Origin of the sequence: Methylobacterium organophilum (assembly GCF_022179465.1) — a bacterium.
GTDB lineage: Bacteria > Pseudomonadota > Alphaproteobacteria > Rhizobiales > Beijerinckiaceae > Methylobacterium > Methylobacterium organophilum.
Genome location: NZ_BPQV01000012.1, coordinates 24,733 through 37,234, shown reverse-complemented (window position 1 = coordinate 37,234; position 12,502 = coordinate 24,733). Strand labels below are relative to the sequence as shown.

Annotated in this window: 10 protein-coding genes; 7 read left to right on the top strand and 3 right to left on the bottom strand. The window is 70.2% G+C overall.

From position 1 onward, the window contains the following. Window positions 1-79 precede the first annotated feature (79 nt). Both MFF21_RS18420 and infC read left to right on the top strand, forming a co-directional pair. Complete coding sequence (locus MFF21_RS18420; RefSeq protein WP_238312768.1) at window positions 80-1,336, top strand: glycosyltransferase family 4 protein; 1,257 nt, start codon at window positions 80-82, stop codon at window positions 1,334-1,336. A gap of 228 nt (window positions 1,337-1,564) precedes the next feature. Further along, window positions 1,565-2,086: a translation initiation factor IF-3 gene (gene infC / locus MFF21_RS18415; protein WP_238312766.1), complete on the top strand. Its 522-nt coding sequence runs from the start codon at window positions 1,565-1,567 to the stop codon at window positions 2,084-2,086. Between the two features lie 18 nt (window positions 2,087-2,104). Here infC and MFF21_RS18410 read toward each other — a convergent pair whose 3' ends face one another. Further along, window positions 2,105-3,517, bottom strand: a complete 1,413-nt coding sequence (locus tag MFF21_RS18410; RefSeq protein ID WP_238312764.1) for a TAXI family TRAP transporter solute-binding subunit — start codon at window positions 3,515-3,517, stop codon at window positions 2,105-2,107. Between the two features lie 95 nt (window positions 3,518-3,612). Here MFF21_RS18410 and MFF21_RS18405 point away from each other — a divergent pair, with 95 nt between their 5' ends. From MFF21_RS18405 to MFF21_RS18390, 4 genes are all read left to right on the top strand, one after another. Continuing rightward, entirely contained in the window at window positions 3,613-4,185 is a 573-nt protein-coding gene (locus tag MFF21_RS18405) for a RecX family transcriptional regulator (RefSeq protein ID WP_238312762.1), read from the top strand. A 73-nt stretch (window positions 4,186-4,258) separates the two neighbouring features. Next, entirely contained in the window at window positions 4,259-4,690 is a 432-nt protein-coding gene (locus tag MFF21_RS18400) for an OsmC family protein (RefSeq protein ID WP_238312760.1), read from the top strand. Between the two features lie 103 nt (window positions 4,691-4,793). Continuing rightward, on the top strand, window positions 4,794-6,005 hold the full coding sequence (locus MFF21_RS18395; protein WP_238312758.1) for a putative DNA modification/repair radical SAM protein: 1,212 nt from the start codon (window positions 4,794-4,796) through the stop codon (window positions 6,003-6,005). Next, the gene (locus MFF21_RS18390; protein WP_238312755.1) at window positions 6,005-7,483 is read left to right on the top strand and encodes a UdgX family uracil-DNA binding protein; all 1,479 of its coding nucleotides are present in this window, start codon (window positions 6,005-6,007) and stop codon (window positions 7,481-7,483) included. Before MFF21_RS18395 ends, MFF21_RS18390 begins: the two co-directional genes overlap by 1 nt. Window positions 7,484-7,499: 16 nt before the next feature. Here MFF21_RS18390 and MFF21_RS18385 read toward each other — a convergent pair whose 3' ends face one another. Together MFF21_RS18385 and MFF21_RS18380 are read right to left on the bottom strand one after the other, a co-directional pair. Next, window positions 7,500-8,153, bottom strand: a complete 654-nt coding sequence (locus MFF21_RS18385) for a hypothetical protein (RefSeq protein ID WP_238312753.1) — start codon at window positions 8,151-8,153, stop codon at window positions 7,500-7,502. Window positions 8,154-8,499: 346 nt separating this feature from the next. Continuing rightward, window positions 8,500-8,913 carry a hypothetical protein gene (locus tag MFF21_RS18380; RefSeq protein ID WP_238312750.1) on the bottom strand — a complete coding sequence of 138 codons (414 nt, stop codon included), beginning with the start codon at window positions 8,911-8,913 and terminating at the stop codon, window positions 8,500-8,502. 400 nt (window positions 8,914-9,313) lie between these two features. On the opposite strand from MFF21_RS18380, the gene polA reads away from it, so the two are divergent. Then, window positions 9,314-12,448, top strand: coding sequence for a DNA polymerase I (polA, locus tag MFF21_RS18375; RefSeq protein WP_238312748.1), 3,135 nt, complete (start codon window positions 9,314-9,316; stop codon window positions 12,446-12,448). The last annotated feature ends 54 nt before the right edge of the window (window positions 12,449-12,502 follow it).

The window sequence follows — 12,502 nt, the reverse complement described above, 5'->3', positions numbered from 1 at the left end:
CCGTGCCCGCCCCGGCGGCCGCGACGACCCCGGTTCCAGGGAAGATGGCCAGCCACACAAGCACGGACGATCGATGGCGATGAACGGCGAGACCCGGCCTGCCGGTGCCTTCCCGAGCGAGGGCCTGCCGCTCGCCGGCGTGAGCGTGCTCCAGATCATCCCGGCCCTCGAAGCCGGCGGGGCGGAGCGCACCACGGTCGACGTCGCCGCGGCCCTCAGCGCGGCGGGCGCCCGTGCGCTCGTCGCCACCGAGGGCGGGCGGCTCGTGGGCGAGCTCCAGACCCGGGGCGGCGTCTGGCTGCCGTTCCCGGCCAATTCCAAGAACCCCCTCGCCATGGCCTGGAACGTGCGCCGGCTGATGCGCCTGTGCCGGCGGGAGGGGGTGCAGTTGATCCATGCCCGCTCACGGGCCCCGGCCTGGGTCGCCCTGGGCGCCGCCCGGCGCCTTGGGCTGCCCTTCGTGACGACCTATCACGGCGCCTATTCCGGCCGGACCGGGGTGAAGGTGCTCTACAACTCGGTCATGGCCCGGGGCGACGTGGTCATCGCCAATTCCCACTACACCGCCGACCTGATCCGGCGCTTCCATCCCGAACAGGCCGGCGACCGGATCGCGGTGATCCATCGCGGCACCGATCTCTCGCTCTTCACGCCCTCCGCCGTCGAGCCGGCCCGGGTCGAGGCCCTGCGGCGGCACTGGGGCGTGCCCCCGCACGAGCGCGTGGTGCTGCTCGCCGCCCGGCTCACCGCCTGGAAGGGACAGCGGGTGCTGATCGAGGCGGCGGCCCGGATGCGCGCGCAGGGCGTGCCCGACTTCACCGTGGTGCTGGCCGGCGACCCGCAGGGACGCGAGGCTTATGTTCGCGAGCTCGACGCCCTGGTGGCGGCCCGCGGCCTCGACGGCGTGGTGCGCCGGGTCGGCCATTGCCTCGACATGCCGGCGGCCTTCCGCGCCGCCGCCGTGGTGGCGGTGCCCTCCGTCGAGCCGGAGGCCTTCGGCCGCTCCGCGGTCGAAGCGCAGGCGTTGGGCGTACCGGTGGTGGTGTCCGATCTCGGGGCCGTGCCGGAAACGGTGCTCGCCCCCCCCGACGTCGAGCCCGGCCTGCGCACGGGCTGGCGCGTGCCCGCGGGCGACCCGGCGGCCCTGGCCGAGGCGCTCGCGGAAGCCTTGTCCCTGCGCGCCAGCGCCCGGGACGCGATGGCCCGGCGCGCCCGCGCGCATGTGGAGGCGAACTTCTCCCTCGAGACCATGACCGCCGCGACCCTCGCCATCTATTCCCATCTGCTCGGCCAGGGCCGGCCGGCAGGTTTCGCGAGTCCGCACGAGCCCGCATGATTCGTGACGATTTCGCCTGACCTTCCCGGAGACCGTCGCAGAACCGGCTTTTCGTGAACCGAAAGTGGTGCTGCCGAGTTGACTTGCGGAGAGGTTTTGCCAAGGTGCGATCGCCCGGCATTGGCCGGGCCGTACGGTGGCCGGGGTTTGCCGAGGTAGGCAGCTCCAAAGGCTGCCGTTTCGTCGTTATTTCAGGAGAACATAGCCATTCGTAGACCTATGAGAGCCATGCCGGCCCCGCAGAAGGACGGGCCGCGCGCCAACCGGGACATTCGCGGTGTCCGCGAGGTTCAGCTGATCGATCAGGACGGGCAGAACCGTGGGATCGTGCCGTTCTTCGACGCCCTCGCCATGGCCGAAGAGGTCGGACTCGACCTCGTCGAGATCGCACCGAATTCCGCACCGCCGGTGTGCAAGTTCCTCGATTACGGGCGCTTCCGCTTCAACGAGCAGAAGAAGCAGAACGAGGCGCGCAAGCGGCAGAAGACCGTCGAGGTCAAGGAGATCAAGCTCCGGCCCGGCATCGACAAGCACGACTACGACGTGAAGATGAAGGCCATGCAGCGGTTCTTCGAGGAAGGCGACAAGGTCAAGGTGACCCTGCGCTTCCGCGGCCGAGAGATGGCGCATCAGGATCTCGGCCTGAGGCTTCTCGAGCGCGTCAAGGGCGAGACCCAGGAGGTCGCCAAGGTCGAGAGCGAGCCGATGCTGGAAGGCCGCCAGATGATCATGATCCTCGCCCCGCGCTGAGCGCCGGGCGAGTCTTCCTCACTCCGCCGCGGACAGGTTGAGCGCCAGGAGCCGTGCCGTGCGCGCGCGGGCGTCGGCGGCTGTCTCGACGGCCGGGCTGCCCAGCGTCCGGCGCCCGTCGTCGAGCGCGCCGTTCACCGCGTCGATCGCGAGGATCAGCGCACCGACCAGGCGGATGTCGATCGAGCGTTCCCGGGCCTGACGCACCACATCCGCGATCAGCGTATCCGTCTCGCGGGTCAGGGCGTCGAGCTGCGCCACGCTGGTGGCCGCGCGCGCCTCGCCGAGGATGTCGAGCAGGCGGTCGAGCACCACGTCGATCCGCTCCCGCCGCTTGCGGGCGAGGCGCTGGCCGAGCCAGGCGAAGCCGGAGCCGATGGTGCCGCCGAAGAAGGCAATCAGGTAGATCCAGTCCTCGTAGCGTTCGAGCAGGGTCTGCTGCTCGCGCTCGAAATAGTCGACCGCGCCCGGATGGTTCGGCAGCCGCGCGCTCGTCGCAGTGACGGTGGTCTCGTAGTCCGGCGCCTTCATCAGATTGGCGACGGGGGCGGTCGCCGCGAGGCGCGAACGCCACTCGAACAGGTGCTGCACCACCGAGGCCACGGCCATGCGGCTCACCGAGCCCCGGGCCATCAGGCGGTAGGACACGCCCACGGTCTCGACATCCTCCTCCGGCCGCTTCGGCCAGCCGCCGAAGGTGCCAGCGGGGATGGTGACCGATTGCAGCTCCGGCAGGCGCTGGATGATCGCCTTGCCGTCCGGCACGCTCACCAGGGTCACCGCCTTGTCGGGGGAGGCGGCCTCGACCGCGCGCACCGTGGAGATCGCCGCCTTGGAGGCCGGGGCGGCGACGACCGCGACGGCATCGACGCGCTTGGTGGAGAGGGCCTCGCTCACCTCGGCGGCCTTGAGCGGCACCAGGCCGACATGGGCGGCGGGCGGCGTCCGGCCCTCGGCGAGCTCGGCGGGGCTCGCCGGCTTGAAATCGTAGAAATCGAGAAGGTTCGTCAGGAACGGGATGTCGGCGGCGTGGCGCACCACCACGCCCAGGCGCCGCTTCGACAGATCGGCCATGTTCTCGATGCCGCTCGCCTCCGGCGCGGCCACGATCAGCGCCTCGTCGTGCAGCACCGCGAGAGTCAGGCCGTTCTCCGGCAGAAGCACGTCCGGACGGACGACGGCCAGATCCGCCTTGTTCTCCTGCAGGGCGGCGCCGCTGTCGCGGACGTCGTCGAAATGATGGACCTGGAGGCGCACGTCCTCGTGGTTGCGCGCCAGCGTCTTGGCATAGACCTCCATCAGCGCCGCCTCCGCCCCGTCGCGCGGGCCGACGGCCACGGCGAGGGTAGTGGGACGCGAGAGATAGGCGATTCCGGCCGCCACGGCGCCAAAGATGAGCGCCAGCAGGACGAGCACCCACTCGCGCCGCATCAGGACGGAGCCCAGCCGGGTTCGGGTCCGGCGAACCTGCGTGCTAACCATATTCTCGTCATGGATCGGAAACCTGTCCAGATCGTGAAGAACTGATGACCTCACGGAATGTTGCATCGGAGCCCCAGGCAAGGACCGCGCCGCCGGTGACGGCGCAGTGGCTGGAGCGGGCCGCCCTGCACTACCTCGAGCGCTACGGCGCCTCCTCCGAGATGCTCCGTCGCACCCTGCGCCGGCGGGTCGACAAGCGCGCCCGGGCCCGGGGCGAGGAGGCGGAGCCCTATCTGCCGCTGATCGAGGAGACGGTGGCCCGGGCCGTGCGGGCCGGGCTCGTGGACGATGCGCGCTTCGCCGCCGCCCGCCTCGCGACTCTGCGCCGCCGGGGCACCTCCACCCGGGGCGCCGGCGCCAAGCTCGCCGCCAAGGGCATCGACCGCACCCTGATCGCGGCGACGCTGGCGGCGGAGGAGGAGGAAGCGGGCGAGAGCCGCGACCACGAGCTCGAGGCGGCCCGGGCCTATGCACGGCGGCGGCGGCTCGGCCCCTTCCGGCCGGCGGCGGACCGGGCGGAGCGCCGCGCGCGCGACCTCGCCGCCATGGCCCGAGCGGGATTCTCCATCGGCCTCGCGCGCGACGTCATCGAGGCCGACCCCGAGTCGGAAAGCTGAGACGGCCCCTCGACTTCGTCTCCCCGCGCGCCAGCTTGCGCACGATCGAACCCCGATGTTCAGGAGACCGCCCATGACCGACCGCCACGCGAGCGCCCATTGGGAGGGCGACGGCAAGACCGGCAAAGGCAAGATCACGACCCAGTCCGGCGTGCTCTCGGACAACCCCTACGGCTTCAACACCCGCTTCGAGAACGAGCCCGGCACCAACCCGGAGGAGCTGATCGCCGCCGCGCATGCGGGCTGCTTCACCATGGCGCTCGCCTTCCAGCTCCAGGAAGCCGGTCTCACGGCGACGTCGCTCGACACCAAGGCGGTCGTCACGCTGGTCCAAGACGGCAAGGGCTTCAAGGTGACGAAGTCGGCCCTAACCCTCACGGCGGCGATCCCCGGCATCGATCAGGCCAAGTTCGACGAACTGGCCGGCAATGCCGAGAAGGGCTGCCCGATCTCGAAGCTGCTCACTGCCGAGATCACCCTCGACAAGACCCTCGTCCAGGGCTGAGGCCCGCGCGTCCTCCCGGCTTCGCGCCGGGAGGACGCATTTTCCGGTGACGAGGGCATCGCGCCGCATTGCCTGAGCGGCCACCTCGTTCATGGTCCGTTCCATGGACGAAAAGCTCGCGCGCAAGCTGCGCATCCTCGCGGATGCCGCCAAATACGACGCTTCCTGTGCCTCGTCGGGGGCGCCGAAGCGCGCGGCCGGCAAGGACGGGCTCGGCTCGACCATGGGGGCGGGCATCTGCCACGCCTATACCCCGGACGGCCGCTGCATCTCGCTCCTGAAGATCCTGCTCACGAATTACTGCCTGTTCGACTGCGCCTATTGCATCAACCGGCGCTCCTCGAACGTCGCCCGCGCCCGCTTCAGCGTGGACGAGGTCGTGACGCTCACGGTGGAATTCTACAAGCGCAACTACATCGAGGGGCTGTTCCTCTCCTCCGGCATCATCCGCTCGCCGGACCACACCATGGAGATGCTGACCCTGGTCGCGAAGAGACTGCGCCGGCAGCACGGCTTCCGCGGCTATATCCACCTGAAGTCGATTCCCGAGGCGAGCCCGTGGCTGATCGAGGAGGCGGGCCTCTATGCCGACCGGCTCTCGATCAATGTCGAGCTGCCGACGGAGGAGAGCCTGACCCGCCTCGCCCCGGAGAAGGACGGCGCCGCCATCCAGGGCGCCATGGCCCAGATCGGCGAGCGGATCGTGCAGGCCAAGGCGGAGAAGCGGCGCTTCTCGCCGGCCGGGCAATCGACCCAGGTGATCGTCGGCGCCGATGCGACCACGGACGCCGCATTTATCGGCCGCAGCGCCCAGCTCTACGACCAGCTCGGCCTGAAGCGGGTCTACTACTCCGCCTTCAGCCCGATCCCGGCGGGCTCCGCGATCCTGCCCCTGAAGGCGCCCCCGCTGCAACGGGAGCACCGGCTCTATCAGGCGGATTGGCTGATCCGGTACTATGCCTTCTCGGCAGGCGAGGTGGCGGAAGCCTCCGAGAACGGGATGCTCGCCCTCGACATCGACCCGAAGCTCGCCTGGGCGCTCAAGAACCGGCACCGCTTCCCCGTCGACGTGAACCGGGCCGATCGGGAGATGCTGCTGCGGGTGCCGGGCCTCGGGGCGCGGGCGGTCGACGCCATCCTGAAGGCGCGCCGGCACGCGACCCTGCGCCTCGACGACGTCGCCCGGCTCAGCTCCGGCCTGAAGCGCGCGCGTCCGTTCCTCGTCGCCGCCGACCACCGCCCCACCGCCCTGACCGACCGCCTCGATCTGCGGGCCCGCCTCGCCGAGCCGGCCGAGCAGCTGAGCCTGTTCTGATGGGGGCGCATGGGAACGGGGCCGTCGCCTCCCTTCCCCTCAGCGGAGGAGGGAAGGGCGGCAGCGGCAGCCCCCTTCACGCCGTCGCCCTGTCCCCCGGCGCGGATCTCACCGGCTTCCGGGCCAGCGCGCGGAGCCTGATCGCCGCCGCAGTGCCGCCGGAGCGGGTCGTCTGGCAGGAAACGGCCGCACCCGGCCTGTTCGCCTCGGACGCCGTCGCCGGGGAGGGGGCGCCCCTGCGCCTGCCCCGGGCCGTGGCCGACCTGATCCCGATGGTGGTGCCCCACCGCGATCCCGAGCGCTACGCGCTGCTCTACAGCCTGATCTGGCGCGTCAGCCGCGGCGAGTGGGCGCTGATGGAGGTGGCGAGCGACCCCCTGATCCATCGCCTCCACCTGATGCGGAAGGCGATCGGCCGCGACCTGCACAAGATGCACGCCTTCCTGCGCTTCCGCCGGGTGGAGGAGAGCACCCGCGAGCGCTTCGTCGCCTGGTTCGAGCCGGAGCATCACATCCTGGAGACCGCCGCTCCCTTCTTCGTCGACCGCTTCCGCGCCCTCGACTGGGCGATCCTGACGCCGGAGGGCTCGGCGCATTGGGACGGCACGGCGCTCCGCTTCGGGCCGCCGGGGCGACGCGAGGATGCACCCGCCTCCGACCCCTTCGAAGCGGGCTGGCGCGATTACTACGAGAGCACCTTCAACCCGGCCCGCACGAACCTGCGCGCCATGCGCGCGGAGATGCCGAGGAAGTACTGGCGGAACATGCCCGAGACCGCGGCGATTCCCGAACTGGTTCGGCAGGCCGGCCGCCGCACCGTGGAGATGATCGAGAGGGAGCCGCAGATGTCCGTGAAGCGCGAGCCCGCCCGGGCCGTGGCGGCGATGGCCGGGCAGGAACCGGATTCGCTGGAGGCCCTGAACGCGATCATCAAGCGCTCGGAGCCCCTGGTGCCCGGCGCGACCCAGGCCGTGCTCGGGGAAGGCCCGATCGGCGCGCCCATCGCCTTCGTCGGCGAGCAGCCGGGCGACCAGGAGGACCGGCAGGGCCGGCCCTTCGTCGGGCCGGCGGGTCAGCTCCTGTCACGGGCGCTGGAGGAGGCGGGGATCGACCGGGACGCCTGCTATCTCACGAATGCGGTCAAGCACTTCAAGTTCACCCTGCGCGGCAGGCGGCGCATCCACGAGAAGCCGACGGCGGGGGAGGTGAGCCATTATCGCTGGTGGCTCGACCGGGAACTCGATTTCGTCGCCCCGAAGCTGGTGGTGGCCCTCGGCGCGACGGCGGTGCTGGCTCTGGCCGGCAAGCAGATCCCGATTACCCGGGCGCGCGGGCCGGCCCGGTTCGGCAAGCCCTACGAGGGCTATATCACCGTGCACCCCTCCTACCTGCTGCGCCTGCCCGACGAGGAGGCGAAGGCCATGGCCTACGCGACCTTCGTCGAGGATTTGCGGCGGGCCGCCTCCCTGGCGGCGTGAGAGCGGCAGGCTGCCGTCAGCGTGCCGCGTTCCACACATTGATCACCCGCGCGCCTGACTCGTTGCGGGCCTGGCGTTCCAGCGGGGCGATGTCCTCCGCCGGGGCGAGCTTGCGGGCCTTGGCGAGGTATTTCCGTGCCTCGGCCGCCGGCATGGCGCCATGGGGCACCATCATCGCCAGCAGCAGCGCCCGCGTCTTCTTGTCGACGGAGCGAGACTGGCGGACATCCTCGAAATCCGCGGCCCGGTGGCGCTTGCCCGTGGAAGCCGCCCCCGTGAACACTTTCGGCCCGGTGGGCAGGACGACGATGTCGCCCGGGCGCAGGGTCTCGTCCTTCATGATCGCCGCGGTCGGGTTGGCGGCGATCGCCTTCGAATCCACCGGCTGCTTGCCGAGGATCTTGTCGGGATCGGCGGGCAGGGCGACGTAGCGCGCCCGCGGGCGCTCGCTCGACCGGATGTGGCGGCGCGCCCGGTAGCTCTGCGGCGCGGCGGCACGCGGATCCCAGGCGGGCTGGACCGGGGCGACCGGCTGCGGCGCCGGGCGCACGCCGAAGAGCTGCTCGAGAAAGCCGCCCTCCTGGGCGTGCACGGCGGCGACCGTCGAGACCACGGTGGCGCCGGAGAGGATGACCAGGGCGAGACGGCGGAGGCGGGTCTGGGTCGGCATCGTCCCCTCCCGAAGCTTGAGCGATGGTGTGATCGATGCGCCTTCAACGGGAGGCGAAGCGGATCCGTTCCGCGCCGCACTGCATCAATTCGTTGATTTTACGTTGACGCCCGGGGAACAATTCATGGCGGGCTGCCGCGAGATCTGCTGAAGGGGATCGATCGCGCTCAAAATTATCCTGCGATAAAGAAATCGCTCCGCCGAAGTCTTGGTCGCTGGTGTCGATCGCCCCTCTCGTGGCCGGGCAGAGCGCGCCTGGACGACGGTGCGGCGGCTCCGGCTTCGCCGCAAACGAAAACGGCGGAGCCGAGGCTCCGCCGTTTCGCCGATGGTTCGGGGAAGGGGTTCAGCGCAGGGGGCCGCCGCTCACCCGGCCGTATTGCGGCACCGGGCGGTCGAGCTGCTCGGCATTGCCGGCACGGGCCGAATAGTCGGTGTAGCCGTTGCGCGGGCCGCCGATCGAGCCGGTCACGATGTCGTCCGCAGCGCCCACCGTGCCGCCGACGATGGTGCCGGCCGCGCCGACCGTCCCGCCCACGATGCCGCCGACGGCACCGACCGTCCCGCCGACCACGTTGCCGACACCGCCGAGCACGCCGCCGCGGGGGGAGACAGGGTCGATATGGGCGCCCCAGACATTGAGCGTGCCGTCACGGTTATAGCTGGCGCTGTCGGAATAGAGGGACTGGGCGAGGCTCGGCGTGGCGGCGAGGCCGAGGGCCAGGGCGAGCGCGGTGGTGATCTTGGTGCGGTTGGTCATCCAGGAATTCCTCATCTGATGCGCGGAGCGGGAAAAACAGAGAAATCTCCGTCCGACGCCTCCGCATGCTCTTCGATGACCATGATCTGGGATCCACTGATCTGGAGACAACGCACGTTTTGTCGCAGCGCAATATAGATATACTTCAAGACATCCGGAAATCCGTGTGAAATTTCATGCAGGATTGCAGAATCCGGGCCGATTTATGCTGCTCTTTCAGCGGGTTCCCTTGGCCGGTCCAGTTTGCGCGCGGGCGGTGCACCATCGCACGTCGGGGCATGGGGTGGCGCGATCCCTCTCCGGATCTGGTGGGGAAGGGCCCTGGCGCGGCGCGGCGGCACGATTGGCGGATGGGGGTCGGGAGCTTTAGAGAGGGGCGTCCCCGCGCATGAGCCCCTGGATGACCGTCGAGACCCAGCCTGCCCACGACCCTGTCGGGGCGAATGACCGCGTGATCCTGGTGGACGGCTCGTCCTTCATCTTCCGCGCCTATTTCCAGTCGATCAACCAGGACCAGAAGTACAACACCCGCCCCTCGGACGGCCTGCCGACCGGCGCCGTGCGGCTGTTCTGCACCAAGATCGCCCAGTTCCTGCAGGACGGCGCCGCGGGGGTGAAGCCGACCCATCTCGGCATCGTCTTCGACAAGTCCGAGGGCTCGTTCCGCAAGGAGCTTTTCCCCGACTACAAGGGCCACCGCCCGGACGCGCCCGACGATCTCAAGCGGCAGATGCCCCTGATGCGCGACGCGGTGCGCGCCTTCGGCCTGCACGCGGTGGAATTGGAGCGCTACGAGGCCGACGACCTGATCGCGACCTATGCCCGGCAGGCGGAAGCCCGGGGCGCCGAGGTGATCATCGTGTCCTCCGACAAGGACCTGATGCAGCTCGTCTCGGACCGGATCCGGTTCTACGACTTCGAATCCGGCGCCAAGGGCAAGCCCGGCTACCGCCCCGAGCGCAACCTCGACCGCGAGGCGATCATCGCCAAGTGGGAGGGGCTGAGCCCAGAGCAGATCGGCGACGCCCTGGCGCTGATCGGCGACACCTCGGACAACGTGCCCGGCGTGCCCGGCATCGGGCTCAAGACTGCCGCCGCCCTCATCAAGGAATATGGCAGCCTGGAGCAGTTGCTGGAGCGGGCCGGCGAGATCAAGCAGCCCAAGCGCCGCGAAACCCTGCTCGCCAATCTCGACCAGGCCCGGCTCTCGCGGAAGCTCGTGGCCCTGGAGGAGGGCGTGCCGGTGCCGGTGCCCCTCGACGATCTCGGCGTGCCGGAGCCCGACCCCGAGAAGCTCGTCGGCTTCCTCAAGGCGATGGAGTTCAACACCCTGACGCGGCGCATCGCCCAGATGCTGCATGTCGACCCCGAGGCGGTGAAGCCCGACCCGGCGCTGCTGCCCGGCGCCCGGCCCCACGGCTACGAGAACACCGCCGGCGGCAGCGACGCCGTGCCCTTCTTCGGGGATTCCGTGCCGGTCGATCCCGAGACCGCGGCGGCGCCGGAGCGCGGGGCCAGCGCCAGGCCCCCGGAGGCCGGAGAGGTCGATCCCTTCGCCGATCTCGGCCTGCCGGATGCGGCGCCGAAGCCCCGCGCCACCGAGCCGACGCCGGCCGGCTTGGTCGCGGCCCGGGCGGCGGAGGCGGTCAAGCCCTTCGACACCAGCGCCTACGAGACGATCACGACCCTGGCGCAACTCGAAGCCTGGATCGCGGAGGCCTTCGAGGCGGGCGTCGTCGCGGTCGATACCGAGACGGACGCCCTCGACGCCAACCGCGCCGGCCTCGTCGGCGTCTCCCTCGCGACCGCTCCGGGCCGCGCGGCCTATATCCCCCTCGCCCACGTGAAGCCCGACACGAAGGACGGGGACCTGTTCGGCGAGGCGGCCCAGGACGGCGAGGCCGCGGACCAGACGATCACCCAGATCCCCCTCGATCAGGCGATCGCCACTCTCAAGCCGCTGCTGGAGGATCCGGGCACCCTGAAGATCGGCCAGAACATCAAGTACGACTGGCTGGTGCTGAAGCGCCACGGCATCGAGGTCGGACCCTTCGACGACACCATGCTGATCTCCTACGTGCTCGATGCCGGAAAGGGCGGGCACGGCATGGACGAGCTCGCCCGCCGGCATCTCGGCCACCAGCCGATCACCTTCACCGACGTGACCGGCACCGGGCGCAACAAGCTCACCTTCGACCGTGTGCCCCTCGACAAGGCGACCGCCTACGCCGCCGAGGATGCCGACGTGACCCTGCGCCTGTGGCGCATGATGAAGCCGCGCCTCGTCGCGGAGAAGCGCGTCGCGGTCTACGAGACCCTGGAGCGGCCCCTCGTGCCCGTGCTCGCCCGCATGGAGGCCAACGGCATCCGCATCGACCGCGACATGCTGAGCCGCCTCTCGGGCGACTTCTCGCAGATCCTGGCGCGGCTCGAGGAGGAGATCCAGGAGGATGCCGGCGAGCGCTTCCAGGTCTCCTCGCCCAAGCAGATCGGCGACGTGCTCTTCGGCAAGATGGGCCTGCCCGGCGCCAAGAAGACGCCCTCGGGCCAGTGGGCCACACCGGCGACGCTTCTGGAGGAGCTCGCCCAGGCCGGGCACGCACTGCCCCGGAAGATCCTGGAATGGCGCCAGCTCTCGAAGCTGAAATCGACCTATACCGACACGCTGCAGGAGCATGCCGACCGGCAGACGAACCGCGTCCACACCTCCTTCGCGCTGGCTGCCACCACCACCGGCCGGCTCTCCTCCTCGGACCCGAACCTGCAGAACATCCCGATCCGCACGGAGGAGGGGCGGCGCATCCGCCGGGCCTTCGTGGCGCCCGAGGGCACCAAGCTGATCTCGGCGGACTACTCGCAGATCGAATTGCGCATCCTCGCCCACATCGCCGACATCCCGCAGTTGCGCCAGGCCTTCGAGGACGGCATCGACATCCACGCGGCGACCGCCTCGGCCATGTTCGGCGTGCCCCTCGCCGAGATGACGCCGGACCTGCGCCGGCGGGCCAAGACCATCAATTTCGGCATCATCTACGGCATCTCGGCCTTCGGCCTCGCCGACCGCCTCGGCATCGGCCGGGAGGAGGCCTCGGCCTTCATCCGGCAGTATTTCGAGCGCTTCCCCGGCATCCGCGACTATATCGAGGGCACGAAGAAGCTCTGCCGCGACAAGGGCTACGTCACCACCCTGTTCGGCCGGGTCTGCCACTATCCCCAGATCCGCTCCAACAACCCGAGCGAGCGGGCGAGCGTGGAGCGTCAGGCGATCAACGCCCCGATCCAGGGCACCGCGGCCGACATCATCCGCCGGGCCATGACCCGGATGGAGGACGCCCTGCGCAAGGAGCATCTCAACCTGCGCATGCTCCTGCAGGTGCATGACGAACTCGTCTTCGAGGCGCCCGAGGAGGAGATCGAGGCGGCGCTGCCGGTGATCGCCCGGGTGATGGAGCAGGCGCCGGCGCCGGCCCTGACCCTGCGCGTGCCCCTGGTGGTGGAGGCCAAGGCCGCCGGAAACTGGCAGGAAGCGCATTGAGACGCGCGGAGGAGCAGGCGGGCCCTCGCGCGCGCGCATCTGGCGTCCTATCCT

What these genes read in the sequence shown, in the direction of transcription:
- polA (WP_238312748.1), top strand. Translation starts at nt 9,314, where the DNA reads ATGACCGTCGAGACCCAGCCTGCCCACGACCCTGTCGGGGCGAATGAC.
- MFF21_RS18385 (WP_238312753.1), bottom strand. Translation starts at nt 8,153, where the DNA reads ATGCCGACCCAGACCCGCCTCCGCCGTCTCGCCCTGGTCATCCTCTCC.
- MFF21_RS18395 (WP_238312758.1), top strand. Translation starts at nt 4,794, where the DNA reads ATGGACGAAAAGCTCGCGCGCAAGCTGCGCATCCTCGCGGATGCCGCC.
- MFF21_RS18400 (WP_238312760.1), top strand. Translation starts at nt 4,259, where the DNA reads ATGACCGACCGCCACGCGAGCGCCCATTGGGAGGGCGACGGCAAGACC.
- MFF21_RS18390 (WP_238312755.1), top strand. Translation starts at nt 6,005, where the DNA reads ATGGGGGCGCATGGGAACGGGGCCGTCGCCTCCCTTCCCCTCAGCGGA.
- MFF21_RS18380 (WP_238312750.1), bottom strand. Translation starts at nt 8,913, where the DNA reads ATGACCAACCGCACCAAGATCACCACCGCGCTCGCCCTGGCCCTCGGC.
- MFF21_RS18420 (WP_238312768.1), top strand. Translation starts at nt 80, where the DNA reads ATGAACGGCGAGACCCGGCCTGCCGGTGCCTTCCCGAGCGAGGGCCTG.
- MFF21_RS18405 (WP_238312762.1), top strand. Translation starts at nt 3,613, where the DNA reads ATGACCTCACGGAATGTTGCATCGGAGCCCCAGGCAAGGACCGCGCCG.
- MFF21_RS18410 (WP_238312764.1), bottom strand. Translation starts at nt 3,517, where the DNA reads ATGCGGCGCGAGTGGGTGCTCGTCCTGCTGGCGCTCATCTTTGGCGCC.
- infC (WP_238312766.1), top strand. Translation starts at nt 1,565, where the DNA reads ATGCCGGCCCCGCAGAAGGACGGGCCGCGCGCCAACCGGGACATTCGC.